Below are 25506 nucleotides of genomic sequence, written 5' to 3' on the forward strand. Positions count from 1 at the left end.
CTTACCTGCGCGGCTCGGGCGAGCCGCGGCGGGAAATGGGCGAGAAGCGCGCCAGCGCACCGGCGCTAGGCGAGCGCTTCGATGCGGATCAGCAGGTTGCGCGCATGCGCGATGAACGCATCGTGCGTCGCGCGATCGCTGTGGCTTTCGAGGCCCGCCTGTTCGGCGAACGCGATCTGTTCGGTGTAAAGGTCGACGAGCGCACGGCGTTCGTCAAGGGGAAGCGCGCGGATCATCGACACGAGCAGCAGTTCCTGCGCGCGAAGCATGCCGGACAGCAATTGAACGTTCATGCCGACCTCCTCGGACGATGCGGCGGCGGGCCGCTCTTTCCATACTAGGCGGTCGGCGTACGCAGCGCAGGCGCGGGCCTTGCGAGGATGCGGCGGGACGCGATTCGATGATGATGCTTCGGCCCGATGCAGCGATGCACCGCGAGCCGAAACGCGCCACGCGCGTCTGCACACCGCGCATCGAAGCGTGCAGGGGAGGGCGAACGGAATCAGCCGGCCGTCGTTGCGGCCTGCGCATCGCGCACGACCTGCGCGACGCGTTCGACGAACTCGACGTCGACGCTCGACAACGCTTCGCGCTTGCCGTCGGGCATCTCCACCATCAGGCGGTACGTGACATCCTGCGTGGTCCACGCCAGATAGCCGACGACGGCGAGCATCACGCCGACGACGAGCACGGCGCTCGATCCGGCGATGCCGCCTGCGACGGCGGCGGCCACGCCGATCAGCGAGATCAGCGACGGCACGAGGCGGTTCTTCGGAATCTTGACGACATCGACCTGGCGAATGTCACGCAGTGCGAATACCTGGCCGGCGGCCGACAGGCCGTTGCGCGTGATCATCACGCCACGTTCGTTGAATGCGTTTTCCATCGTGTGTTGCGTGGACGAAAACGCGCAGCGTAGCAGGTTTCGTTGCAGCATCAAACGAGACCGACTGCCGCACGATTCGTGCGGCGTGGCCGACATGCGGGAAGCGGGGGGAACGGGAAGGCGTTCAGAACTGCAGGCGGCCGTCGCCGTAAAGCCGGCCCGGCACGTGCGAGGCGACGACTTCGGCGATCTCTTCGTCGGTCGATTCGGCCGGCACGATCTGGCGCCGCGCGGGCGCGTCGAGATGCATCGTCCATTCGACGAGGCGATACGGCCGGCCCCACGGGCGCTGCATTTCGACCGATACGCGGCAACTCTGGACCGGCAGCGAGTGTTGGCACGTCAGAATCGCGTGCAGATGGCTGAAAACGGTATCTTCGATCATCATGGCCTCCGATCCTGTCTTGTGGGCAATCGATGGCGGCGCCGTCGGCGGTTCAAAAAAAAAGCCGCCGATGCTCAGGCGGCCAACAGGGGGGGTGAGAGCATCCTCTCAGCCCAGAATTAAGCGAAACTTAAAAGCACATAAAAAAGCGCCCCGCGTGGAGCGGGGCGCTTCTTGCAGTCGTGATCCGCGAGTTAAGCGGATGCTTTAGAACTTGTGACGGATACCGATACGTGCGGCGATCTGGTTCTTCGAACCCGTGCCCGACGTGTTGAAGTAGCTCGTGCTCGAGCCGATCTGCGCTTGCACGCCCTTGCCCGATGCCTGCTGGTACACGACCAGGCCGTACACGTCCGTACGCTTGCTGAGTGCGTAGTCGGCGATACCGTTGACCTGGTTCCAGTGCCACGAGTTGCCGTTCTGCGTTGCGTTCGTGTACGTGTAGCCGAGGCCGCCCGACAGAGCCGGCGTGAATGCGTACTTCGCGCCTGCTTCATACGCGTTGTAGAACGTGCCGCCCGCGCCCGAAACGGTCGAGAACTGCGTACGCGTCCACAGCAGCCATGCCGTTGCCGGGCCCCAGACGTAGCGGCCGCCGACGCCGTACGTGCGCAGGTCGCGGACGTTGCCCGTGCTCAGGTTCGCGATCGTCGTCGAGAAGGCCGGCGTCGACTGGCTCGGGAAGCGGATGTCCGTGTAAGCGGCGCCGAGCGAGAACGGGCCGTTCGCGTAGTTCAGGCCGAAGCTGTATGCGCGCGACGAGCCTGCCGTCGTCGTCGTGCCCGACGTCGTGGCCGGTGCGCCTGCGAAGTCCGTCGAGTTCGAGAAGCCGTACAACGCGCCGAACGTGAAGCCCGAGTAGTTCGCGCTCTGGAACTTCACGGCGTTGTTGATGCGGCTCGACGTGAGCTGGTCGATGTCGTTCACGTGGTACGCGTAGTTACCCGCGACGGTGTTGCCGCCCGTCGAGTAGTTCGAGCCGAGGACGTCGGTCGAGAACGAGTACTGGCGGCCGAACGTGACCGTGCCGTATTGCGACTGGCTCAGGCCGACGTAAGCCTGGCGACCGAAGATCGCGCCGCCTTGGCCGATCGTGCCGTTGCCGCTGTTGAAGCCGTTTTCGAGCACGAAGATCGCCTTCAGGCCGCCACCGAGGTCTTCGGTGCCGCGCAGGCCCCAACGGCTACCCTGGGCAACGCCGTCGTCGTACTTGAACAGCTTGCCCGTGCCGCCGTTGGCGGTCTTGCTGTGGTTCACGTAGCTGATACCGGCATCGATGACGCCGTACAGGGTCACGCTGCTTTGTGCGTGCGCCGTGCCGGCCGTTGCTGCCAGGGCGGCGATGGTCAACAGTTTCTTGTTCAAAGGATTCTCCGAGCGAATGAATGGCGTGTCCAGTTGCGGTTCCGGCGCTCTCACTGGGCGCTTTCACGGACCGGCGGCAACTTTATCGAGAGGCCACGTAATGAATATGACAGCGACTGTCATATGAAGAATGTGTGGCGTCGATGCGACACTGAATTCTGCCCGGTTGCGCTATCGGGGGTTATACCGAATTCGGCTGAGAATCGATCAGGGGCCGGAATATACACATGAAATAAGCTTGGTTGGTGGCGTTCCGGCCCCATGCCACGATCCGTGTTCCAACAAACGACACGGGACGAGAGGACACCATGCGACGTTCATTCCTGACCGGCCTCGGCGCACTCGCCGCGGCGCTGGCATTCGCGGCGCCCGGCGCGCACGCCGACCCGCAAACGCTGAAGATCGGCACGATGAGCGGCCCCGACGCGCAGATCTGGACCGAGGTGACGAAGGTCGCCGCGCGTGAAGGCCTCGCGATCAAGGTCATCGAGTTCAACGATTACGTGCAGCCGAACGCGGCGCTCGATTCCGGCGATCTCGACGCGAACGGTTTCCAGCACCAGCCGTTCCTCGACAGCCAGATCAAGCAGCGCGGCTACAAGATCGTCAACGTCGGGCTCACGTACACGGCGCCGATGGGCTTCTACTCGAAGAAGCTCAAGTCGCTGAAGGACTTGCCGGCGGGCGCGAAGGTCGGGATCCAGAACGATCCGTCGAACGGCAACCGCGCGCTGCTGCTGTTGCAGAAGTACGGCGTGATCAAGCTGAAGGCGGGCGCCGGTACCAACGGCGTGAACGCGACGCCGCTCGACGTCGCCGAGAACCCGAAGAAGATCAAGATCGTCGAACTCGACGCCGCGCAGCTGCCGCGCGCGCTGCCTGATCTCGATGCCGCGTCGATCAACACCGACTACGCGGTGAAGGCCGGGCTCACGCCGGTGAAGGATGCGATCGCGATCGAGGACCTGCGCGGGCCGTACGCGAACCTGATCGCGGTGCGTGCGCAGGACAAGGACAAGCCGTGGGTGAAGAAGCTCGTCGCGGCCTATGAATCGGACGACGTGCGCAAGTTCATCGACCAGAAGTTCGGTGGCGCGATCGTGCCGGCGTTCTGAGCGCTCAGGTGTGCCGCCGCCCGGCCGGATGGATCGCCCGGGTATTCCGGAAAGCAAATCGCCCGCGCAAGCGGGCGATTTCGTTGGTGCGCACGGGTGAGCGCGATGCGCGCCGTTCTCCGGCGCGTGGGCCGGCCGCTCAGGCCGACAGCAGCGAACCCGTGCGGATCGCGGTCGCGCCGGCGATCCGCGCGACTTCCATGCCGGCCGTCGCGAAGCGCACGATCTGGCGCGCGTACAGCACGCCCGACACGCTGCTCTTCAGCGTGACGACGCGATCGGTCAGCGGATCGACGATGTCGGCCACGGCCTGGCCGGCCTCGATCATCGCGCCGACCGGCGTGCGGAACACGATCACGCCCGACACCGGCGCGACGAGCGGATCGGTGCCCGCGAGCGGCGTGGCCGGATGCGCGAGCGGCGGCAGCGGCGCCGGCGTGCCGTCGACGACACCGCGCTCGGTCAGGTATTCGACGATCGCCTGCGCATCCTTTTCGGCGAACTCGTACGACACGTCGCGCTCGCTGCGCAGCTCGACGGTGACGGAAATCGCGCCGTTCGGGATCGGGAAGCGGTCGCCGAAGCGGCTGCGCAGGTCCGACCAGCAGAAGCTGTGGATCTCGTCGAACGGGTTGCCGACCGAATTCAGCGCGAGCAGCGATGCCTGCGCGTCGAGATAGCGCGACAGCGGCTCGACGTCCGGCCACAGATCGGGGTTCGTGTAGAGGTGCATCACCGCGTCGCTGTCGCAGTGCAGGTCGAGCACGATATCGGCGTCGAACGACAGCTTCTGCAGCGCGAGGCGCTGCGAGTCGAGCTCGGTGCGCGGCTTCTGCTCGTCGAGCGCTTCGCGCATCGCGGCACGCACGGCGACGAGGTTGTGCTGCGCGTCGTGCGTGAGGCGGCTTTCGACGCGCGGTAGCACGAGTGCCGCGAGATCATAGAAATTGCGGTTGAAGTTCTGCATCGAGCCGAGCTCGAAGCGGCCGAGGTGATCGCCGAACACGTGTTGCGACAGGCCGATCGGGTTCGGCACGGGCACGATGACGACTTCGCCGCGCAGCTTGCCGGCCGTCTCGAGCGCGGCGATCTTGCGGCGCAGCAGCGTGGCGACCAGCATGCCGGGCAGTTCGTCCGCATGCAGCGACGACTGGATATAGACCTTCTTGCCGCCGCGCGGGCCGTAGTGAAAGCTCGTGATGTGGCGTTCGGTACCGACGGCGGGGGAAATCAGCGGATGGGTCTGCGTTTGCATGATGGGGGAGTGCGGCGCAGCCGCGAATGATCCGGTGTGCGTGGAGGATCGATTGTACGTTGCCCCCTCGCCGCCATCAAACCGGCGCCAGAGCACGTCGATTTTCTTTGAGAATCATCAGGTTGGCGCGGAAAAAATAACGCAGCCGGCGCCGCGCGCGAAAAAAAACGGGCTCCGTTGCGGAGCCCGTTTGCGATGAGGCGCGGCGTGCGCCTGCGTGGCGGATTACTTGCCGTAGACGTCGAAATCGAAGTACTTCTTCGCGATCTTGTCGTAAGTGCCGTCCTTGCGCATGCCGGCGATCGCGCCGTCGATCTTCGCCTTCAGGTCGGTGTCTTCCTTGCGCAGGCCGATGCCGGCGCCGTTGCCGAGCGTCTTCGGATCGTCGATGTCCTTGCCGGCGAAATCGAAGTTCGCGCCGCGCGGGGTTTTCAGGAAGCCGATTTCAGCCTGCACCGCGTCCTGCAGCGCGCCGTCCAGACGGCCCGAGATCAGGTCGGCGTAGACCTGGTCCTGGTTCTGGTAAGGCACGACGTTCACGCCCTTCGAGGCCCAGTACGTCTTCGCGTAGGTTTCCTGGATCGTGCCCTGCTCGACGCCGACCGACTTGCCCTTCAGCGATTCGGCCGTCGGCATCAGGCCGGCGCCCTTCTTCGTGACGAGGCGCGTCGGCGTGTTGAACAGTTTCGCCGAGAAGGCGATCTGTTCCTCGCGCGCCGGCGTCATCGACATCGACGACAGCACGCCGTCGAACTTGCGGGCCTTCAGTGCCGGAATCATCCCGTCGAAGTCGTTTTCGATCCACACGCACTTCGCGTTCATGCGGCGGCAGATTTCGTTGCCGAGGTCGACGTCGAACCCGACCACCTTGCCGTCAGCGCCTTTCGATTCGAAAGGCGGGTAGCTTGCGTCGACGCCGAACCGCACGGTCGTCCAGTCCTTCGCATACGCGCTGCCTGCCGATACGGCGAGCAGGGCTACGGTCACAGCCGCAAGAATCTTTTTCACTCGGTGACTCCTCGTTTTGTTCGATGGGTGCGCGGTTGTGCCGCGCCGTAAGCCTTCGGCCCGGCGCGGCTTCGCGACAGGCTGTCCGTTTCGCCCACCCGATGCGGGCGTGCGACGTGCGCAAGATTATCAAGACAAAATACCGGCAGGGCGCCTAGGACAAGCCCCGATACCGGGCCCGGCGGCGGCGCGCGGGGGCGCCGCCGTTTCAGGCACAGGAACGATTCAGCCGAGCGTTTCGTTGACCGCGCGCTGCAGGCACGTGACGAATTGCGTGACGGCGGGCGTGGGCAGCAGGTCGCGCCGCGCGATGATCGACAGGTCGAAGCGCGGCATGCTTTCGTCGAGTTCGGCCGTGCGGATGCCGAGCGGCGCGACCATCGCGGCGAGCGGGCGCGTGAAGCAGCCGATCACGTCCGAGCGCGCGACGAGCCCGAGCGTCACCGCGAACGACATCGGCGATCGCAGCAGGCGCTTCGGCAGCGGCAGCCCGCGCGCCTCGAACATCCCGACCATCACGCTGTGCGGAAACTGCTCGGCGCCGACGGTGACGATCCACTCGGCATCGAGCAATTCCTCTAACCGGCGCGCATGCGCAAGCGGGTGGCCTTCGCGCATCACGATGGAGAATTCGGTCGACAGCAGCGGCGATTGCGTGAAGTCGCGGTCGAGCGCGGGCACATGGTGCATCGCAGCGACGTCGAGCGTGCCGTTGCGCAACTGCGCGAGCGCGTCGGGCACCGTCACTTCCACCAGATGCAGGCTGACGTTCGGCATCGTCCGGCGGAACGCCGTCACTGCGTGCGGCAGCGCGGTCAGCGCGATCGACGGCATCGTGCCGACCGCGACGCGCCCCGACATCTCGCCTTTCACCTGCTCGACGGCCTCGACCGTGCGGCGGATATCGCCGAGCAACTGCTCGGCGCGCGGCAGCAGCGCCTGGCCGCACGCGGTCAGCTCGACGCCGCGCACGCTGCGCGCGAGCAGCTCCGCGTTGAGCGCGGTTTCGAGCTCGCGGATCGTATGCGTGATCGCGGGCTGCGTGACGCCGAGTTCGCGCGCGGCGGCGCGCAGGCTCTTGAGATGCGCGGCGGAGACGAACGCCTGGAGCTGCGCGATGTTCAGGGGATTGCGGATGCGGGTCATCGGTCGGATCTGGTTAGTGTGATTCTGTGGCGGGCGACGGGGTATGGCGGCATTCTGTAGCGATCCTGACGGTTGCGTGCGCATGGTTTGCGCAACGGGGGTGACGTATCGCGAGCCGAGGCGCGGTGTGGCTGTCGGTGAAGCTCGCGGTGGTCGCGCTGTCGGTGCTGCACGGGATGCTGGCCGGTACGCCGCGGCGCATGGAACGCGACGATCTCGTCGTCGTACCCGCGCAATGGCTCGGCCAGGCAGCGGGCGCTGTCGTGGTCGCGACGGCAATCGTCGTCGGGTTGGTCGTGATCAAGCTGTTTTGATGCGCGGGCCGGTGCGAATCGGCCATCGGCAGGGGCAGTCGCTACGCCAGCGCCATCTCGACCGCCGTCAGCGTGCGGCGTCGAATCCAGCCGCTCGCCATCCGGATCGCGAGCCAGTACGGCGTGAACAGCAACCGCGTGCGGGCGGTCGGGCAATGCACGAAGGTTTCGGTGCGCAGCAGGTGCGCGCCCGACGCGAGCCCGACGACTTCGAAGCACAGCACCAGCTTCGCATCGCGCGGGTCGTCGTGTTGCACGAACGCCGCCGCGTCGGCGATCTTCAGCACGCCGAGGTCGGGACGCCAGAAGCGGCCGATCAGGCCGAGCGACAGCGACGTTTCGTCGCGATGCAGCGGCGTGAATGCGTGGAGGCCGAAGCGTTCGCGTTCGACTCGCGGGGTGCCGTGGCGCAGCGACGCGGCAACGGTTGCCGGGAATTCGCGGACGTTGAGCAGCGCATCGACGACCGGATCCGTGCGCATGTCGAGCGTGGAGACCGTGTCGATGATGCGCGCCGGCGCGGCATCGATCGGCCTCGATTCATGCACTTCGTGGAAACCGAACGACGGGATGAACGGCGGCTTGTGCGCCGAAGTCCGGGTGTTCGATTCGGAGACGATGCCGAGCGCGTCCATGGGGGCTCCTGAAGGCAAAGTGCGATCGTAGCACCACCGGGTGCGGATTCGTGCCGCGCCGTTTCGGCGATGCGCGCGCACTGCGCGCAACAACAAAAAAAGCCCGGAAACTTGCGTTCCCAGGCCTGGAGACCATCAACGACGATGGTGGAGGAGACGATGTCGTCCCGATGCGCGCCGTCCTTCTGCCGGCGACGTCGCGCACGATTCGCGGTCAGATCGCCCAGCCGCCGAGATAGAACGTGACGAGCACGGCCGCGATGAGCACGGTGCCGACGTTGAGCTTGCGGAATTCGCCGCTCGCGATGCGGCCGATCACGAGCGTCGAGAAGCCGAGCATGATGCCCGTCACGATGTTCGCGGTCAGCACGATGAACACCGCGCACACGAGGCCCGACATCGCATCGACCATGTCGTCCATGTGCAGCTTGCTCACGCTGCCGAGCATCAGCAGGCCGACGTACATCAGCGCCGGTGCCGTGGCGTACGACGGCACGAGGCCCGCGAGCGGCGAGAAGAACATCACGACGAGGAACAGCAGGCCGACCACGGCGGCCGCGAGGCCCGTCTTCGCGCCGGCGGCCACGCCCACGCTCGACTCGATGTAGGCCGCCGCCGGCGCGCCGCCGAGAAAGCCGGAGAAGATCGAGCTGAGCGAGTCGGCCGTCAGCGCGCGGCCGCCGTTGATGATGCGACCGTTCTCGTCGAGCTGGCCGGCCTGGCCCGCGACCGCGCGGATGGTGCCGGTCGCGTCGAACACGGCGGTCATCACCAGCGCGAGCACGCTCGGCAGCACGGCCATCGACAGCGCGCCCTTGATGTCCATCGCGCCGATCAGCGACGCATGGCCCGGTGCGCTCAGCGACGGCAGCGCGAAGATGCCGTGGTACTTCACGCTCGGATCGAAGATCAGGCCGAACACCGAGATCGCGATCACGACGAGCAGGATGCCGCCCGGCACGCGACGCTTTTCGAGGCCGAAGATCGCGGCGAGGCCGATGATCGACATGATCACCGGGAACGCGGTGATCTGGCCGAGCGAGACCGGCAGGCCGGCGCCAGGGTTCTTGATCACGAGGCCGACGTCGTTCGATGCGATCAGCAGCAGGAACAGGCCGATGCCGATCCCGGTGCCGTGCGCGACGCCCGCGGGCAGGTTGCGCAAAATCCACGAACGCACGCCGGTGACGGAAATGCCGGTAAACACGAGACCCATCAGGAACACGGCGCCGAGCGCGACCGTCGGCGACAGCCCTTTGCCGAGTACGAGGCCGAACGCGGTGAACGCGGTCAGCGAGATCGCGCAGCCGATCGCGATCGGCAGCTTCGCCCACAGGCCCATCAGCAGCGAACCGAATGCGGTGGTGAGGCAGACCGCGACGAAAACGGCACTCGTGTCGAAGCCGGCCTTGCCGAACATGCCGGGAACGACGAACACGGAATAGACCATCGCGAGGAAGGTCGTGACGCCGGCAATGATCTCGCGGCGCTGCGTGCTGCCGCGCGATGAAATGCCGAAGTACCGGTCGATGACTCCCTTGGTGCCAAAGGCAGTTTCTTCCGCGCCGACGCCGACCGTCGGCTGCACCGGGGTATCACTCATGAGCTTGCTCCTTTATCAGCATGCTGAAACGGCCCGTAGCGAACCGTCGTCAGGGTGTCTCGTATCTAGTTGGGATTGTCGGCAACGTCGTGGGGACGAATGACGCGTGATCCGTGTCGTTACGTGCGAATCGAAACGATCGCGAGGGTGTCGCGTCGTGCGACGCGTTATGGTGTCGACCCCGTCACGTGCGCTTTGCCGTAGCGAAGGTTAGGCGAACCGCCCATCACGTCCCATTGGGGGATGAGCATGCAGCGCATGTCTCAGCGCTTATATCGGCGTGCAACGGGGCTCCGTCGTGACGACACGCGTGTATACGCCTAGTTCGAATCCGTTAAGGCGATTATTTGAATGCGGGGTCGACGGGGTGGGGGGAAGCGGGGGAGGCATCGAAAATTACAAATGTCTTGCGTTGTGGCCGGGCGGGCTGGTGGAAACGGAGGCTGGCGACGGCGTTCGACGCCGTGCGCAACCTGCATTCGCACGACATCGCCATCGCGCGCGGGCGGTTCTTGTCGTCGCCCCGGCCTCAATGGTGCGCGAGATGGTCGAGATAGGCGCAGAACATGTCGGCCATCGCGTTCGAATACGCGTCGATTTCGTCGGGCGAGCGCTCGCTTTCCGAAAACGCCTTGCCGGCCGTGGTGAGCGTGGTGGTGATCAGGTCGCACGCGAGCGCGCGCGTGGCCGCCGGTGCATCGGGCAGCGCCTCCCGCATGAACGCCTGGAAGATGCGGTTGCCGGCCGCCTTGGCTTCCTGCGCCTCGGGCGCGTCGCGATAGAGCGGCGCGGCGTCGTCGAGCGCGATGCGCATCCGCGCCTCGTCGCATTCCGAACGGATGAACGCGTGAACGGCCGTGCGCAACCGCTCGGGCGGCGTCCGGTTCACGTCCTCCAGCATCCCGCGCAGCATCTCGGCCGTCTGCCGCCACTCGTCGTGCTGCAGCCGGAACAGCACGGCCGCCTTGTTCGGGAAGTACTGGTAGAGCGAGCCGACGCTCACGCCGGCGCGTTCCGCAACCCGCGCCATCGTGAAGCGCTGCGCGCCTTCGCTCGCCAAAACCTGAACAGCGGCCTGCAGGACATCCTCGACGAGCCGGGTGGAGCGGGCCTGCCGAGGCTGTTTGCGCGTGGCAATCCGGGCGTTCGGGCGGTCGGTCATGAGCGATGTGCCAATGCGAATAGTAAAACCTGAATACTTCGTCATATTCTAATCGGGTGCAACGACGCACTCAACCCGAACCCGGAGATTCGCATGACCACCCTGACGCTCGACCCGCTGGCTTCGCTGCTGGCACGCCTGTTCGACGAAGCCGACGCCTCGTCGCCCGCGACGAGCCCGGACTTCGCCAGCCTGTCGCGCGACGAGCAAGCGCGGCTGATGCGCAGCAAGACCGGCTACACCGATCTGTATGCGCGCCTGAAGGATTATCCGCTTGCCGTGTCCCGCGAGACGGGCGTGCTGCTGTACATGCTCGCGCGCAGCGGCGGCGCGCGGTCGATCGTCGAATTCGGTACGTCGTTCGGCATTTCGACGCTGCATCTCGCGGCCGCGCTGCGCGACAACGGCGGGGGCCGGCTGATCACGAGCGAATTCGAGCCGTCGAAGGTCGTGCGGGCGCGGGCGAACCTGACTGCGGCAGGGCTCGTCGATCTCGTGGAGATTCGCGAGGGCGATGCGCTGCGTACGCTGGCCGCCGATTTACCGGATTCGGTCGACCTGTTACTGCTCGACGGCGCGAAGGCGCTGTATCCCGAAGTCCTTGCACTCGTCGAGCGGCGGTTGCGGCCCGGCGCGTTCGTCGTTGCCGACAATGCCGAATACAGCCCCGACTATCTCGCTTACGTGCGCTCGCTGGAGAACGGCTATCTGTCGGTTCCGTTCGGCGGCGATGTCGAGCTGTCGATACGGATCGGCTGAGCGCAGCGCGACCTGGATGCCGGTCGAATCCGCTCATCAAGGATAGGATGACTGATCAATCCGTCGCATGTCGGACACCACCGAGACGGTGCCCGGCGCGTCGGGCGCCGTCGTGCGTTATTTCAGGAACACGTAGCGCGCGAAATACGGGAAGCGACCGACGGCATGCTCGGTCGAGCACCCCGCATCCGGCGGCGTGCCGCCCACGGTATCGAGCCGCTGTACGAAGCGCACGCCGGCGAGCGTGCCGGTCGCGCCCGTTGCGGCAGGCGTCGCGGCGAGCAGGAGTTGCGCAATGCTGCCGGCGCGCGCGCTCGGCGCTTCCGCGAGTTTCTTGCCGGTGATGCGGCTGCCGTCGAGCGCTTCCCACGACGGCCCCGCGCCGTGCCGGACCACGAGCGTGCCGCTCGCGTCGAACAGCATCGCCTCCGGGCGCTGGAATGTCCACGCGAGCCGATGGTCGTGATCGTATTCGCACGCATAGATCTGCACGCCGGTCGCGGTGGTCGACAGCACTGCCGTCGCGGGTTCGGGCGGCGTGAGACCGGCGTCGGCATACGCTGGCGCCGTGCAGGCCGCAAATGAAACGCCGGCTACGATGGCCAGCAGCGTGTCGCGTGTGGGGGAGCGGCTTGGCATGGCGGGCGTCCTTTCAGGTCAGGGGCACGGGGCGGAGTCGATCCCGTAAAGGCTAGACGCCGATCGTCCGGGCCGCAATCGGGAAATGACAATCGCGACGATAGCTGCCGCGAATGCGCGCGGTTGCGCGGGCGCATGCTGCGCCGCAACCGCTCGCCATTACGCGCCTGCAGGCGTCGGTGCATGCGCGGCAATCAGGTGCCCGGCCTTCAGCGCATCCCACAGTTCGGGCGGGATCGATACCGCCGCGAGACGCAGGTTGTCGTCGATGCGATCGGGCCGGCTCGCGCCGGGGATCGCCGCCGCGACGGCCGGGTGCGCGAGCGAGAATTGCAGCGCCGCCGCGCGGACGTCAACGCCGAATCGTTCGCAGATCTGGCGGATGCGCGCAACGCGGTCGAGCATGGCCTGCGTGGCCGGCTGATACTCGTAATGGGTTCCGCCTGCCAGCACGCCCGAGTTGTACGGGCCGCCCACGATGATGCCGAGCCCGCGCGCCGCGCTTTCCGGCATCAGCCGCTCGAGCGCGCCTGCATGGTCGAGCAGCGTGTAGCGCCCGGCGAGCAGGAAGCCGTCGGGGTCCGCGCGTTCGAGCGCGAGTTCGCACGGCTCGACGCGGTTCACGCCGAGGCCCCAGCCCCGGATCACCTTCTCGTCGCGCAACCGCGTGAGCGCCCGGGCCGCTCCCGACATCGCGACGTCGAACACGTCGTGCCACGCGTCGCCGTGAAAATCGACGGCCGGATCGTGAATCCACACGGTGTCGAGCCGGTCGGTGCGCAGCCGCTCGAGGCTCGCGTCGATCGAGCGCAGCGTGCCGTCTTCGGTGTAGTCGTAGACGATCCTGTTCGGCAGCCCGTGGCGGAACAGGCCGCCCTTTTCGCCGAGATCGCGTTGCGATGCGTCCTCGTGTTCGTCGAGTACGAGCCGGCCGACCTTGGTGCCGAGCGAATACGCATCGCGCGGACGCCCGGCAAGCGCTTCGCCGAGACGCCGCTCGGCGAGGCCGGCGCCATACAGCGGCGCGGCGTCGAAGTAGCGGATACCGCTTTCCCACGCCGCATCGACCGTGGCCAGCGCCTCTTCGTGCGGGATGTCCCGGTACATGTTGCCCAGCGGCGCGGTGCCGAAACCCAGGCGGGAAGGGAGCGTGATTCTCATGAGCAGTCTCGGGTATGCCGGCTCAGGCCGCGGCCTGGGCCAGCGTCGGATAGTCGGTCAGGCCGCGCTCGCCGCCGCCGAACAGCGTGGTGCGGTCGTGCGGCGCGAGCGCCGCGCCGGCGCGCAGCCGCTCGGGCAGGTCGGGGTTCGCGACGAACGGGCGGCCAAACGCGACGAGGTCGGCCCAGCCGGCGGCGATCGCGTCGCGCGCGCGCTCGGCGGTGTACGCGCCGGCGTAGATCAGCACGCCCGGGTACGCGGCGCGCAGTTGCTGCTTGAATTCGACCGGCATCAGCGGCGCGTCGTCCCAGTCGGCTTCCGCGATGTGCAGGTAGCCGACGCCGAGTTCGCCGAGCAGCGTCGCAGCGGCGAGGTAGGTCGCTTCCGGATCGTCGTCGACGCAGCCGTTCAGCGTCGTTAGCGGCGCGAGGCGGATGCCGACGCGCGACGCGTCGCCCGTGCTTTCGATCAGCGCCTGCGTGACTTCGCGCAGGAAGCGCAGCCGGTTTTCGAGCGAGCCGCCGTACGCGTCGGTGCGCGTGTTCGCATTCGAGTCGATGAACTGGTTCACGAGATAGCCGTTCGCGCCGTGCAGCTCGACGCCGTCGAAGCCGGCCTCGATCGCGTGGCGCGCGGCGGCGCGGTACTGATCGACGATCGCGCGGATCTCGTCGATCGTCAGCGCGCGCGGCTCGGACGCCTGCACGAAGCCCGGTGTGCTGCCGTCTTCGCCGGCCACGAACACGTTCACGCCTTTCGCCTGCAGCGGCGACGACGACACCGGCTGCTGGCCGCCGAGCAGGCTCGTGTGGCTCAGCCGGCCGACGTGCCACAGCTGCGCGAAGATGCGGCCGTGCGCGGCATGCACGGCGTCCGTCACCTTGCGCCAGCCCGCCACCTGCGACGGCGTGTGTATGCCGGGCGTCCACGCGTAGCCCTTGCCGAGCGGTGCGATATAGGTGCCTTCGCTGACGATCAGGCCGGCGCTCGCGCGCTGCGCGTAATACGCGGCCATCAGTTCGTTGGCTTCGTCGCCGGGCTGGCTCGCGCGCGAGCGCGTCATCGGCGGCATCACGATGCGGTTCGGTAGCGTCAGCGCGCCGAGTCGCAGCGGTTGAAAAAGCGGGTCCTGGGTCATGGGGATGTCCTGTCGGTGCCGCGGCCTGCGGGCCTTGGCGGATCAAAGGAGGCGTGGCGCATTCAGTCCCACGCCGGTGCGAGGCCGGCCGGATCGACTTCGCGGCCGTTGCGTTCGAGCGCGGCGATCTGCGCCATGTCTTCGTCGGTCAGGCGCAGCGTCTGCGCGAGCAGGTTGCTCGCGAGGTTCTCGCGCTTCGTCGACGACGGGATCACCGAGTAGCCGAGCTGCAATGCCCACGCGAGCGCGACCTGCGCGGGCGTCGCGTCGTGACGCTGCGCGATCGCACCGATCACCGGATCGCCGAGCACCTTGCCGTACGCGAGCGTCATGTACGACGTGACGTGGATGCCTTCGGCGTTCAGGAACCCGACGAGCTTGCGGTTCTGCAGGTACGGGCTCAGCTCGACCTGGTTCGTCGCGATTGCATCCTTGCCGACGGCCGCGATGGCCTGCCTCGTCAGTGCGATGTTGAAGTTCGAGATGCCGATCCGGCGCGTGAGGCCCTGCGCCTTCGCATCGGCGAGCGCGGTCATGAACGTGTCGAGCGCGACGCCGTTGTCGGGGGCCGGCCAGTGGATCAGCGTCAGGTCGACATGGTCGGTGCGCAGCTTGCGCAGGCTTTCCTCGAGGCTCGGCACGAGCTTGCTCGGCGCGTAGTTGTCGACCCAGATTTTGGTCGTGAGGAACAGGTCTTCGCGGGCCACGCCCGAGGCGTCGATCGCTTCGCCGACTTCGGCTTCGTTGCCATAGATCTGCGCGGTGTCGATCGCGCGGTAGCCGACTTCGAGACCATTGCGCACCGAGTCGATGACAACCTGGCCTTGCAGGCGGAACGTACCGAGGCCGAATGCGGGAATCTTGCTCATCATCTGCTCCTGGGAGAGTGGAACGGGTTCGATATGGAAGTCATTCTGGCGTTTTGGATTGGTGAGATAAACGCCGTTTCAAGTCAAAAATATTTGATCTGAAATCAAGTATCCGGCGTGGTTTACACGGGCTCTACGCTGCGGAGTCGTACACCGGCACGTCGCGCACCCGGAGCGCACGGAGGTCAAGCGTGTCGGCGCGTGGGGCGAGCGTCGCGTGGTGTGCGAGGCCGGGTACGCCGGAGCGGCGGCCGTCGTGCAGGCGACTTCGCCCTTCGCACCCGAGCAGGGGCCTTCGGTGATCTCGTAGCCCATGGGGTGGCCGCCATCGTCGTACGCGTTGAGCGCGGTGAGGCCGTCGCAGCGCACGGCGAACGTCTTGCCGGCGAACGGCGAGGGCGATGCGTTCACGTGTGCAAATTCCTGCAACGAGGTGGCATTCAGTGCGCGAGCTGAACCGGTTCGGCCGTGCGTTCCGGCAGGCCCGCGCTGCGGTCGAGCCGGCCGCTCAGCGCGGTGAGCGCGAATGCGCCGAGCGTGACGGCTGCCGCCATCCACGGCGTATGGCCGAGGCCGACATGCGCGACGATCACGCCACCGAGTGCCGAGCCGCCCGCGACGCCGAGGTTGAACGCGGCGATGTTGAAACCGGACGCGACGTCGGTGGCGTCGGGCGCGAAGTGCCGCGCCTGCTTGACGACGTACACCTGCAGGCCCGGCACGTTGCCGAACGCCACCGCGCCCCACGCAAGCATCGTCAGCACGGCGAGCCATTTGACGTGGATCGTGAAGGCGAGCGCGAGCAGCACGATCGCGAGCAGCAGGAAGATCCGCTTGAGCGCCTTCACGGGGCCGGCGCTATCCGCGAGTTTGCCGCCCCATACGTTGCCGAACGCGACCGACACGCCGTAGCCGACGAGTACGAGGCTGACCTGCGACGGCGTGAAACCGGCGATCTGCTCGAGCAGCGGTGCCATGTACGTGAACGCGATCAGCGAGCCGCCGTAGCCGACGGCCGTCATCGCGTAGACCAGCAGCAGGCGCGGCTGCGCGAGCACGCGGAACTGGCGGGCGAGCGGCGCCGGCGCCGTTTGCGGCAACCCGCGCGGCACGAACGCGACCGCGCCGACGAACGCGACGAGGCCGAACAGCGCGACGACCAGGAAGGTCGCGCGCCAGCCGAAGTGCTGGCCGATGAAGGTGCCGAGCGGAATGCCGGCGACGAACGCGACCGTCATCCCGCTGAACATCGTCGCGATCGCGCTGGCGGCCTTTTCCTTCGGTACGAGCGTGGTCGCGATGATCGAGCCGACCGAGAAGAACACACCGTGCGCGAGGCCGGTGAGGATGCGCGCGACGATCAGCGATTCGTAGCCGGGCGCCTGCCACGCGACGAGGTTGCCGACGGTGAACAGCGCCATCAGCGCGGCGAGGAGTGTCTTGCGCGGCACGCGGCCGGTGAGCGCGGTGAGGAGCGGCGCGCCGATCGCGACGCTCAGCGCGTAAAGACTGACGAGCAGGCCGGCGGACGGCAGGCTGACGCCGAGGTCGGCACCGATCGTCGGGATCAGCCCGACGATCACGAATTCGGTGGTACCGATGGCGAATGCGCTGATGGTCAGCGCAAGCAGGGCGAGTGGCATGATGGGTGCTCCAGGGTCCGGTGAGGATGGAGCGCAGTGTGCCGCCTTTACTTTTGCTGAAAAACGCGTCTATAAACCAAATTGTTTTGATTTGAAATCAAGAATCACGCGATGAAGATTACGCTCGACGAACTCCAGGCCTTTGCCGCCGTGGTCGATTTCGGTTCGATCACCGCGGCCGCGCAGCAGCTCGACCTCACGGTGTCGGCGACGAGCCGCACGCTCGGGCGGCTCGAGGAGAAGCTGAAGACCACGCTGTTGCGCCGGACCACGCGCCGGCTCGAACTGACCGAGGAAGGTCGCGCGTTCCTGCAGGACGCGCGCGCGATCATCGAATCGGTCGAGACGGCGGAAGAGCAGATGCTCGCGCGGCGCGAGATGCCGTCGGGGCGGCTGCGCGTGGATGCGGCGACGCCGTTCATGCTGCACGTGATCGTGCCGCTCGTGCGCGGTTACCGCGAACGTTTCCCGAAAGTCGAGCTGGAGCTGAACAGCAACGAGGGCATCATCGACCTGCTGGAGCGGCGCACCGACGTCGCGTTCCGGATCGGCCGGCTGAAGGATTCGACGCTGCACAGCCGGCGCGTCGGCACCAGCCGGATACGCATCCTTGCAAGTCCCGGATATGTTGCCGCGCACGGCCAACCGCGCAAGGTGGAGGATCTCGACAAGCACACGCTGCTCGGCTTCACGCAGCCCGAATCGCTGAACGTGTGGCCGATCCTCGGCACCGACGGCGAGCCGCGCCGCATCGAGCCGGACATCCGGTCGTCGAGCGGCGAGACGCTGCGGCAGCTCGCGCTCGATGGCGCGGGCGTCGTCTGCCTGTCTGACTTCATGACGGCGCAGGATCGCGACGCGGGCCGGCTCGTGCAGGTGCTCGCGCGCCAGACGCTCGAGGTCGAGCAGCCGATCCACGCGGTGTACTACCGCAATACCGCGATCTCGTCGCGGATCGCGTCGTTCGTCGACTACCTGATCGAGGCGCTGGGCGGCAGCGGCAACGATGCGCCGGGGCGGCGCAAGGCTGCATCGTGGATGGAGCCGCGGTAGGTGGCGGGAACGACGGGGCGGGTCATGCCCCGTGCGATTTGACGCGCGATCCGGCGTGCCGTACGCCGGATCGCCGTCGCATGGCGGTTACGCCTCTTCGGACCAGGACATCCCGTCGCGCGCGAGCAGCGCCGACGAAGCCGCGGGCCCGAACGTGCCGGCCGTGTACAGGCGCGGCCGGTCGCCGAGCTGCTTCCAGCCGTCGAGGATCGGCTCGACCCACGACCATGCGGCTTCGAGCTCGTCGCGGCGCATGAAGTGCGTGAGGCGGCCGCGGATCACGTCGATCAGCAGCCGTTCGTACGCTTCCGCGCGCCGCTCCGGAATCGCCTGCTGCAGGTCGAGGTTCAGGCTCACGGGCACCATGTTCATGCCGCTGCCCGGTTCCTTCGCGAGCATCTGCAGCTGGATCGACTCTTCCGGCTGGAGCTGGATCACGAGACGGTTGCTGTAGTGGCGCGGGCCGGTCGGGATGATCGAGAACGGCATGTCGGCGAACTCGATCACGATTTCCGACTGGCGGCGCTGCAGCCGCTTGCCGGTGCGCAGGAAGAACGGCACGTTCGCCCAGCGCCAGTTGTTGATGTGCGCGCGCAGCGCGACGAAGGTTTCCGCGCGGCTGTCCGCCGGCACGTTGTCTTCCTCGAGATAGCCCTTCACCGGCTGGCCGTCGACCGCACCGGCCGTGTACTGGCCGCGCACCGTGTCGCGCGCGACGTCGGCCACCGCCATCGGCCGCAGCGAGCGCAGCACTTTCAGCTTCTCGTCGCGCACCGCGTCCGGGTCGAGCGACACCGGCGGTTCCATCGCGACGATGCACAGCAGCTGCAGCAGGTGGTTCTGCACCATGTCGCGCAGCGCGCCGGTATGGTCGTAGAAGCCCGCGCGGCTGCCGACGCCCACCGTCTCCGCCACCGTGATCTGCACGCTGCGGATGCTCGGCGCCTGCCACAGCGGCCCGAAGATCGGGTTGCCGAAGCGCAGCACCATCAGGTTCTGCACGGTTTCCTTGCCGAGATAGTGGTCGATCCGATAGATCTGCGATTCCTCGAAGTGCTTGCCGACCGCATCGTTGATCGCCTTCGCGGACGCGAGATCGTGGCCGAGCGGCTTTTCGAGGACGACGCGCGAATGCTTGTCGACGAGATGCGCGGCCGACAGGTTGTCGCAGATGGTGGTGAACAGCTCCGGCGACGTCGACAGGTAGAACACGCGGATCGCATCGCCGCGCGCCGCTTCCGCGAGCCGCTGGTAGTCGTCCGGCGCGTTCACGTCGATCAGCACGTACTTGAACAGGTCGAGGAAACGGCTCCATGCCTGCGGGTCGAACGCCTTTTCGTCGATGAACGGGCGCGACTGCTCGTCCACGAACTTGCGATAGCCGTCGATGCCCCAGTCGCGGCGGCCGACCGCGATGATGCGCGTCTCGGGCGGAAGGTTGCAGTGCAGGTGCGCCATGTACAGCGCGGGCAACAGCTTGCGGGCGGCCAGGTCGCCGCCGCCGCCGAAGATGATCATGTCGACGGGCCGGTCGGCTCCGGTCTGGGTAGGCTGATTCGTCATGGGAGGTTCGCGGTTTGAAACGGTGAACATGAAACGAACGTCGAGGTACCGGGCGCCGATACGAGAACGCACCCGTACGTGAAAACGCTAATAGTGCACGGTTTTGATGGATTGCGTATGGGTTCTCCCGGATGTAACAGCGCTTGCATGCCATAGGATCTTGCCATTATGATTGAGCACTCACTCATTAAAAGTATCGAACGTGGCCCGTCCGCGCAGTCCCGACAAGCACGAAGCCATCCTCGCCGCGGCCGCACGCGCGCTCGCCGAGGACGGCGCCACCGCGACGACCGCGCGCATCGCGCGGCTCGCCGGCGTGGCGGAAGGCACGGTGTTCACGTACTTCGAGACCAAGGACGCGCTGCTGAACGCGTTGTATCTGAGCCTGAAGGCCGGGATGCGCGAAGCGATGATGGCCGGGTTTCCGGAACACGCGCCGGTCGAGCAGGCCGTGCGGCATGCATGGAACGGCTATGTGTCGTGGGGCGTCGCGGATCCGGACGGGCGGCGCGCGCTGCAGCAACTCAACGTGAGCGGGCGCATCGACGATGCGCATCGCGCGGCCGGCGCCGAAGGCTTCGGCGGGATCAATGCGCTGCTGCGCGAGCAGGTCGCCGCTTCGGGCGCGCTGAAACCCGACGAAGCGTATGCGTTCTGCGCAGCGTTGTTTACGTCGATCGCGGAAACGGCGATGGAGTCGATCGCGCGCGATCCGGCGCGGGCCGATGCGTACCGGGAGGCCGGGTTTCGCGCGTTGTGGGCCGTGTTGCACGCGGTATAAGGCAACGGTTGCCGTCGAGGCGGCGTGTGCGGTTTCACGCTCACGTGCCGCGGCGATGACGGGCAGCGGGTTTCAGGCAGGGCGATGGCGGTCATGAACGACCGCTGCATCGTCGTTATTAATGAGTGAGTAATCATTCATTTTTGTGGTTTCACCACGATCAAGGAGTGGAAAATGTCGAAAGTCTGGCTGGTAACAGGGGCCGCGCGCGGCCTGGGGCGAGCAATTTCGGAAGCCGTGCTGGCGGCGGGCGACCGGCTGGTGGCCGGCGCGCGCGATCCCGCGCGGCTGGCCGATCTGGCCGAGCGTCATGGCGATCGATTGCTGCCGGTCGCGCTTGACGTCACCGACGAAGCGGCGGCCGCGCGGGCCGTCGCGGCGGCCCGCGACGCGTTCGGCCGCATCGACGTGCTGGTGAACAACGCGGGCTACGGCCACACGGTGCCGTTTGAGCAGATGGGCGCCGACGATTTCCGCGACCAGATCGAAACGAACCTGTTCGGCGTGATCAACCTGACGCGTGCGGTGTTGCCGACGATGCGCGCGCAGCGCGCGGGGCACATCTTCCAGGTGTCGTCGGTCGGCGGGCGCTCGTCGACGGCCGGCTTGTCCGCGTATCAGGCCGCGAAGTGGGCGGTCGGCGGGTTCAGCGACGTGCTGTCGAAGGAAGTCGCGCCGTTCGGCGTGCGCGTCTGCACGCTCGAGCCGGGCGGGATGCGCACCGACTGGGCCGCGCAGGCGAAGCGCGGCATCGACGGTCTGCTGCCCGACTATCGGCCGTCGGTCGGGAAGATTCTTGAACTGCTCGGCGCGTACGGCGGCCACGAAGTCGGCGATCCGGCGCGGATCGCGGCGCTGATCGTCGAGCTGTCGCGCCGCGAGGATGTGCCGATGCGTTTGCTGCTCGGCGGCGACGCGCTGTTCGTGTGCGAGCAGGCGGAGAAGCAGCGCGCCGAAGAGGCCGCGCGGTGGCGCGACACGTCGCTGTCGACGCAGTTTCCGGATGCGAAGCTGCCGGACGGGCTGGAGGTGCTGAAGGGGCTGGAGTGAGCGCTGACATTGGCGTTGCTGTCGGGTGCGCGTGAGCAACTGACCGATGCCGGCGCGTGCACCGGCGCGTCGGCATCGGCCGGCCGCGCCGATGCGACCGACGGGCGCTGTCGTGACGTCAATCGGCGCGCGCGACGAGCCGCCGCTCCCGTGTGCGCTGCCGAACGGCGAGGGCGCTCAGCGTCCCAGCGCGTAGAACTCCGCATTCGGCCGCATGTTCGTCACGTTCGCGATGCGGTTGGACATGGCGAAGAACGCCGAGATCGCCATGATGTCCCACACGTCTTCTTCGACGAAACCATGTGCGTTGAGCGCGTCGAAGTCTGCTTCTCCAACCTGATGCGCGGCCTGCGACACCTTCATCGCGAAGTCGAGCATCGCCTTCTGCCGGGCGGTGATGTCGGCCTTGCGGTAGTTGGTGGCGACCTGGTCGGCGATCAACGGATCCTTCGCGCGAATGCGCAGGATCGCACCGTGCGCGATCACGCAGTACTGACACTGGTTCACGCTGCTGGTGGCCACGACGATCATCTCGCGCTCGGCCTTGCTCAGGTTGCCAGGCTTGTCCATCAGCGCGTCGTGGTAAGCCATGAATGCGCGAAACTCGTCGGGGCGATGCGCGAGTGTCAGGAACACGTTCGGGATGAAGCCCGACTTCTCCTGAACGGCCGCGATGCGTTCGCGAATGTCCTCGGGCAAATCGTCGAGCGCGGGCACGGGGAAGCGGCTGATGGCGGCGGTATGCGGGGCGGTCATGAGGTCTCCTGGATAAAGTGGCGTGGGCGCGCTCGATGCGCGAGCCGCCGGCGTAAAAAAGATACGCCGGTGGCCGTCACCGGCGTCATGCGTTGACGTCGACGACGATACGCCCGCGAACCTTGCCGGCGATCAATTCCCCTGCAAGCGGGATGACGTCGCCCAGGCCGACCTGGTGACCGATCGCGCCCAGCTTCTCGACGTCGAGGTCGGACGCGAGCCGGCGCCACGCTTCCAGGCGGTCGGCGCGCGGGCACATGACGCTGTCGATCCCGACGAGCGTGACGCCGCGCAGGATGAACGGCATGACGGTCGCGGGGAAATCCATGCCGGCGGCCAGGCCGCAAGCCGTCACGACGCCGCGGTACCGCGTGGTCGCGCACACGTTGGCGAGCACGTGGCTGCCTGCCACGTCAACCGCGCCGGCCCATCGTTCCTTGCCCAGCGGCCTGCCGGGTTCGCTGAATAGCGACCGCTCCAGGATCTCCGCCGCGCCGAGCTGCCGCAGGTAGTCGGCATCGGCGGGGCGGCCCGTCACGGCGACGACGCGGTATCCGAGCTTGGCGAGAATGGCCGTGGCGACGCTGCCCACGCCGCCTGCCGCGCCGGTCACCACGATCTCGCCGTCGCCCGGGCGCACGCCATGCCGCTCCAGCGCCATCACGCACAGCATCGCGGTGTAGCCTGCCGTGCCGATGGCCATCGCCTGTTGCGGCGAAAAGGCGGACGGCAGCGGCACCAGCCAGTCGCCATCGACGCGGGCTTTCTGCGCGAGGCCGCCCCAGTGCGTTTCGCCGACGCCCCAGCCGTTGAGCACGACCCGGTCGCCGGGGCGATAGTCCGGGTGCGTGCTCACTTCGACTTCGCCAACGAGATCGATGCCGGGCACCATCGGGAACGTGCGGACCACCGGGCTCTTGCCGGTGATCGCCAGCCCGTCCTTGTAGTTCAGCGTCGAATAGCCCACGCGTACCGTGACGTTGCCCGCGGGCAACTGCGCGTCGTCCAGCGTCTGGAGCCGGGCCTGCTGGCCGGTTTCATGCCTGTCGATCACGATGCCTTGAAACATGTGTCCTCCTTTCTAGACCGATCGTCTAGTTAATGGCAAAAAAATTCAGCGGCGGCGCAGTGCATCGAAGAAAAACTGCGCGAACAGCGCCAGCGGCCCGTCGCTGCGCTCCAGCTTCGCGCGCAGCACGGCGCCTTCCCAGCCGATCCAGAAGAATGCGGCCAACTCGGCGGGATCGGCCGAACCGGCCAGTTCGCCGGCTTGCTGCGCGGCGGCCAGGCATTCGGCGAGGCGGCGTTGCCAGTCCTCGAACGTAGTGCGCAGGCGGGCGCGGAAACTTTCGGGCAGCGCACACATTTCCTGCCCGAGGTTGCCGATCAGGCAGCCGCGGCTGTAGGCGTAGTGGGCCATGGCGTCCCGGGCATCGTCGACGAACGCGTGCACGCGCTGCAGCGGCGAACGTGCCGGGTCGCTGAAATGACGGTCCAGCTTGCGCGCGAAGAAGTCGGCATAGCGGTCGATCAGTTCGAGACCGAACGCTTCCTTGCTGTCGAAGTAGTGATAGAAGGAGCCCTTGGGCACGCCGGCGCGACCGAGGATCTCGTCGAGCCCGCTGGCCGAAAAGCCCTTCTCGGTGAGCACCTCCAGCCCGGTGCGCAGCAGCATGTCCCGCGTGGCGACGAGGTCCTCGTGCTGTTTCGGTGGCCTGCCGCGACGGCGAGGCGGATCAGTTCGAACGTCCATGTGCGAATAATAGACCGTTCGTCTCAAAAATCAACGGGTCGCGTATCGAGCGTGCCGAGCATGGCCGATCCGGTAAGTCGTACCAGTATTAACCCTGATTAAAAAATCTTATCGCGGTGAAAAATTCAGCATCTTATTGAACCGATATCGGCTCGCTATAGTGGCTCGCTTTCCCGCACGCACCGTCCGCGTGTGGCCGACACGCAGACAAACAGCAGGAGCCCCTTGATGACCACCGATACCCGATTCACCGAAGTCGAGGATCTGATGCCCGCCGCCGGCGGGTTGCGCGAGATCCGTCACCACATCCATCACCACCCCGAACTCGCGTACGAAGAGCATGACACGGCAGCGCTCGTCGCCGACAAGCTCGAACAGTGGGGCTGGCAGGTGACGCGCGGGGTCGGCAAGACGGGTGTGGTCGGCACGCTGCGCGTGGGCGACGGCACGCGCAGCATCGGCATCCGCGCCGACATGGACGCGTTGCCGATCATCGAGGCGACGGGGCTGCCCTATGCGAGCGGCACGCACGGCAAGATGCACGCCTGCGGCCACGATGGCCACACGACGATGCTGCTCGGCGCCGCGCAGCACCTCGCGAAGACACGCAACTTCTCCGGCACCGTGCACCTGTATTTCCAGCCGGCGGAAGAGCATGGCGTCGACAGCGGCGCGAAGAAGATGATCGACGACGGCCTGTTCGAACGCTTCCCGTGCGACGCCGTGTTCGGCATGCACAACCATCCGGGCGTGGCGCCCGGCGTGTTCCTCACGCGGCGCGGCCCGTTCATGTCGGCCGGCGACAAGGCGATCATCACGATCGAAGGCGTCGGCGGCCACGCGGCGCGGCCGCACCTGACGGTCGACCCGGTGGTCGTCGCGGCGAGCATCGTGATGGCGCTGCAGACGATCGTCGCGCGCAATGTCGACCCCGCGCAGCCGGCGGTCGTCACGGTCGGCTCGATGCACGCGGGCACCGCGAACAACGTGATCCCGAACGGAGCGCGCCTTGAACTCAGCGTGCGCTCGTTCAGCCCCGACGTGCGCGCGCTGCTCAAGCGCCGCATCACCGAGCTGGCCGAAACGCAGGCCGCGAGCTACGGCGCGACCGCGAACGTCGAGTACATCGAAGGCTATCCGGTCGTCGTCAATTCGGATGCCGAAACGGATTTCGCCGCGCAGGTCGCGCGCGAGCTCGTGGGCGACGCGCACGTGGTCGAGCAGACCGACCTGCTGATGGGCAGCGAGGATTTCGCGTTCATGCTGCAGCAGCGGCCGGGCTCGTTCGTGCGGCTCGGCAACGGCGAAGGCGAGGACGGCTGCATGGTGCACAACCCGAAATACGATTTCAACGATCGCAACCTGCCGATCGGCGCGGCGTACTGGACGCGTCTCGTGGAGCGTTACCTGGGGCGGTGAGGCCGGCGGCGGGGCGAGCGGCCGGCGCGGCCGGCCGCATTGAGAGGA

The 25506-nt window shown here is 66.9% G+C and carries 25 protein-coding genes and 2 pseudogenes; 7 read left to right on the plus strand and 20 right to left on the minus strand.

What is annotated here, in order from left to right; genetic code table 11:
* Positions 1–65: 65 nt before the first annotated feature.
* The 4 genes from LGN17_RS14575 to LGN17_RS14590 form a co-directional block, all read right to left on the minus strand.
* Positions 66–293 (minus strand): hypothetical protein, encoded by a 228-nt coding sequence (locus LGN17_RS14575; RefSeq protein ID WP_034181704.1) that lies wholly within the window; start codon positions 291–293, stop codon positions 66–68.
* 209 nt (positions 294–502) lie between these two features.
* A complete protein-coding gene (locus tag LGN17_RS14580) occupies positions 503–886 on the minus strand; it encodes a DUF6232 family protein (protein ID WP_175965085.1) in 384 nt (127 codons plus the stop codon).
* 124 nt (positions 887–1010) lie between these two features.
* A complete protein-coding gene (locus tag LGN17_RS14585) occupies positions 1011–1271 on the minus strand; it encodes a DUF2866 domain-containing protein (protein WP_011548992.1) in 261 nt (86 codons plus the stop codon).
* Positions 1272–1478: 207 nt separating this feature from the next.
* On the minus strand, positions 1479–2636 hold the full coding sequence (locus LGN17_RS14590; protein WP_226197418.1) for a porin: 1158 nt from the start codon (positions 2634–2636) through the stop codon (positions 1479–1481).
* Positions 2637–2944: 308 nt separating this feature from the next.
* Here LGN17_RS14590 and LGN17_RS14595 point away from each other — a divergent pair, with 308 nt between their 5' ends.
* Positions 2945–3751 carry a MetQ/NlpA family ABC transporter substrate-binding protein gene (locus LGN17_RS14595; RefSeq protein WP_226197419.1) on the plus strand — a complete coding sequence of 269 codons (807 nt, stop codon included), beginning with the start codon at positions 2945–2947 and terminating at the stop codon, positions 3749–3751.
* Between the two features lie 139 nt (positions 3752–3890).
* On the opposite strand, the gene LGN17_RS14600 is transcribed toward LGN17_RS14595, so the two are convergent.
* The 3 genes from LGN17_RS14600 to LGN17_RS14610 form a co-directional block, all read right to left on the minus strand.
* Complete coding sequence (locus tag LGN17_RS14600) at positions 3891–5006, minus strand: succinylglutamate desuccinylase/aspartoacylase family protein (RefSeq protein WP_226197420.1); 1116 nt, start codon at positions 5004–5006, stop codon at positions 3891–3893.
* Positions 5007–5231: 225 nt separating this feature from the next.
* Complete coding sequence (locus LGN17_RS14605; RefSeq protein WP_226197421.1) at positions 5232–6014, minus strand: ABC transporter substrate-binding protein; 783 nt, start codon at positions 6012–6014, stop codon at positions 5232–5234.
* A gap of 225 nt (positions 6015–6239) precedes the next feature.
* Positions 6240–7160, minus strand: a complete 921-nt coding sequence (locus LGN17_RS14610; RefSeq protein WP_226197422.1) for a LysR substrate-binding domain-containing protein — start codon at positions 7158–7160, stop codon at positions 6240–6242.
* Positions 7161–7279: 119 nt separating this feature from the next.
* On the opposite strand from LGN17_RS14610, the pseudogene LGN17_RS14615 reads away from it, so the two are divergent.
* Positions 7280–7474: pseudogene (locus LGN17_RS14615) on the plus strand (hypothetical protein); the annotation flags it as partial.
* Between the two features lie 41 nt (positions 7475–7515).
* On the opposite strand, the gene LGN17_RS14620 reads toward LGN17_RS14615, so the two are convergent.
* The 3 genes from LGN17_RS14620 to LGN17_RS14630 form a co-directional block, all read right to left on the minus strand.
* On the minus strand, positions 7516–8109 hold the full coding sequence (locus LGN17_RS14620) for a hypothetical protein (protein WP_226197424.1): 594 nt from the start codon (positions 8107–8109) through the stop codon (positions 7516–7518).
* Positions 8110–8323: 214 nt separating this feature from the next.
* Positions 8324–9712 (minus strand): NCS2 family permease, encoded by a 1389-nt coding sequence (locus LGN17_RS14625; protein ID WP_226197425.1) that lies wholly within the window; start codon positions 9710–9712, stop codon positions 8324–8326.
* A gap of 529 nt (positions 9713–10241) precedes the next feature.
* Positions 10242–10919 (minus strand): TetR family transcriptional regulator, encoded by a 678-nt coding sequence (locus tag LGN17_RS14630; protein ID WP_226197426.1) that lies wholly within the window; start codon positions 10917–10919, stop codon positions 10242–10244.
* A gap of 48 nt (positions 10920–10967) precedes the next feature.
* On the opposite strand from LGN17_RS14630, the gene LGN17_RS14635 reads away from it, so the two are divergent.
* The gene (locus LGN17_RS14635) at positions 10968–11633 is read left to right on the plus strand and encodes an O-methyltransferase (RefSeq protein ID WP_226197427.1); all 666 of its coding nucleotides are present in this window, start codon (positions 10968–10970) and stop codon (positions 11631–11633) included.
* A gap of 117 nt (positions 11634–11750) precedes the next feature.
* On the opposite strand, the gene LGN17_RS14640 is transcribed toward LGN17_RS14635, so the two are convergent.
* The 6 genes and pseudogenes from LGN17_RS14640 to LGN17_RS14670 form a co-directional block, all read right to left on the minus strand.
* Positions 11751–12272: a DUF3455 domain-containing protein gene (locus LGN17_RS14640; RefSeq protein ID WP_226197428.1), complete on the minus strand. Its 522-nt coding sequence runs from the start codon at positions 12270–12272 to the stop codon at positions 11751–11753.
* 159 nt (positions 12273–12431) lie between these two features.
* Positions 12432–13433 (minus strand): aldo/keto reductase, encoded by a 1002-nt coding sequence (locus LGN17_RS14645; protein ID WP_226197429.1) that lies wholly within the window; start codon positions 13431–13433, stop codon positions 12432–12434.
* Between the two features lie 22 nt (positions 13434–13455).
* Positions 13456–14571: an alkene reductase gene (locus LGN17_RS14650; RefSeq protein WP_226197430.1), complete on the minus strand. Its 1116-nt coding sequence runs from the start codon at positions 14569–14571 to the stop codon at positions 13456–13458.
* Between the two features lie 62 nt (positions 14572–14633).
* Positions 14634–15440, minus strand: coding sequence for a 2,5-didehydrogluconate reductase DkgB (gene dkgB / locus LGN17_RS14655; protein ID WP_226197431.1), 807 nt, complete (start codon positions 15438–15440; stop codon positions 14634–14636).
* A 255-nt stretch (positions 15441–15695) separates the two neighbouring features.
* A pseudogene (locus LGN17_RS36710) lies at positions 15696–15851 on the minus strand (adenylate cyclase); the annotation flags it as partial.
* A 29-nt stretch (positions 15852–15880) separates the two neighbouring features.
* On the minus strand, positions 15881–17083 hold the full coding sequence (locus LGN17_RS14670; protein WP_226197432.1) for an MFS transporter: 1203 nt from the start codon (positions 17081–17083) through the stop codon (positions 15881–15883).
* A gap of 111 nt (positions 17084–17194) precedes the next feature.
* On the opposite strand from LGN17_RS14670, the gene LGN17_RS14675 reads away from it, so the two are divergent.
* Positions 17195–18136, plus strand: coding sequence for a LysR family transcriptional regulator (locus LGN17_RS14675; protein ID WP_226197433.1), 942 nt, complete (start codon positions 17195–17197; stop codon positions 18134–18136).
* A gap of 87 nt (positions 18137–18223) precedes the next feature.
* Here LGN17_RS14675 and zwf read toward each other — a convergent pair whose 3' ends face one another.
* Complete coding sequence (gene zwf / locus LGN17_RS14680; protein WP_226197434.1) at positions 18224–19699, minus strand: glucose-6-phosphate dehydrogenase; 1476 nt, start codon at positions 19697–19699, stop codon at positions 18224–18226.
* Between the two features lie 202 nt (positions 19700–19901).
* On the opposite strand from zwf, the gene LGN17_RS14685 reads away from it, so the two are divergent.
* The gene (locus LGN17_RS14685) at positions 19902–20480 is read left to right on the plus strand and encodes a TetR/AcrR family transcriptional regulator (RefSeq protein ID WP_175952587.1); all 579 of its coding nucleotides are present in this window, start codon (positions 19902–19904) and stop codon (positions 20478–20480) included.
* A gap of 174 nt (positions 20481–20654) precedes the next feature.
* Entirely contained in the window at positions 20655–21530 is an 876-nt protein-coding gene (locus LGN17_RS14690; protein ID WP_226197435.1) for an SDR family NAD(P)-dependent oxidoreductase, read from the plus strand.
* Between the two features lie 177 nt (positions 21531–21707).
* On the opposite strand, the gene LGN17_RS14695 is transcribed toward LGN17_RS14690, so the two are convergent.
* The 3 genes from LGN17_RS14695 to LGN17_RS14705 form a co-directional block, all read right to left on the minus strand.
* Complete coding sequence (locus tag LGN17_RS14695) at positions 21708–22286, minus strand: peroxidase-related enzyme (RefSeq protein ID WP_226197436.1); 579 nt, start codon at positions 22284–22286, stop codon at positions 21708–21710.
* An 85-nt stretch (positions 22287–22371) separates the two neighbouring features.
* Positions 22372–23355, minus strand: coding sequence for an MDR family oxidoreductase (locus tag LGN17_RS14700; protein ID WP_226197437.1), 984 nt, complete (start codon positions 23353–23355; stop codon positions 22372–22374).
* 45 nt (positions 23356–23400) lie between these two features.
* Positions 23401–24039 carry a TetR/AcrR family transcriptional regulator gene (locus tag LGN17_RS14705; protein ID WP_226197438.1) on the minus strand — a complete coding sequence of 213 codons (639 nt, stop codon included), beginning with the start codon at positions 24037–24039 and terminating at the stop codon, positions 23401–23403.
* Between the two features lie 228 nt (positions 24040–24267).
* Between LGN17_RS14705 and LGN17_RS14710 the strand changes: the two genes are divergently transcribed.
* The gene (locus LGN17_RS14710) at positions 24268–25458 is read left to right on the plus strand and encodes a M20 aminoacylase family protein (protein WP_226197439.1); all 1191 of its coding nucleotides are present in this window, start codon (positions 24268–24270) and stop codon (positions 25456–25458) included.
* The last annotated feature ends 48 nt before the right edge of the window (positions 25459–25506 follow it).

Source organism: Burkholderia sp. AU30280 (assembly GCF_020420125.1).
Classification (GTDB): domain Bacteria; phylum Pseudomonadota; class Gammaproteobacteria; order Burkholderiales; family Burkholderiaceae; genus Burkholderia.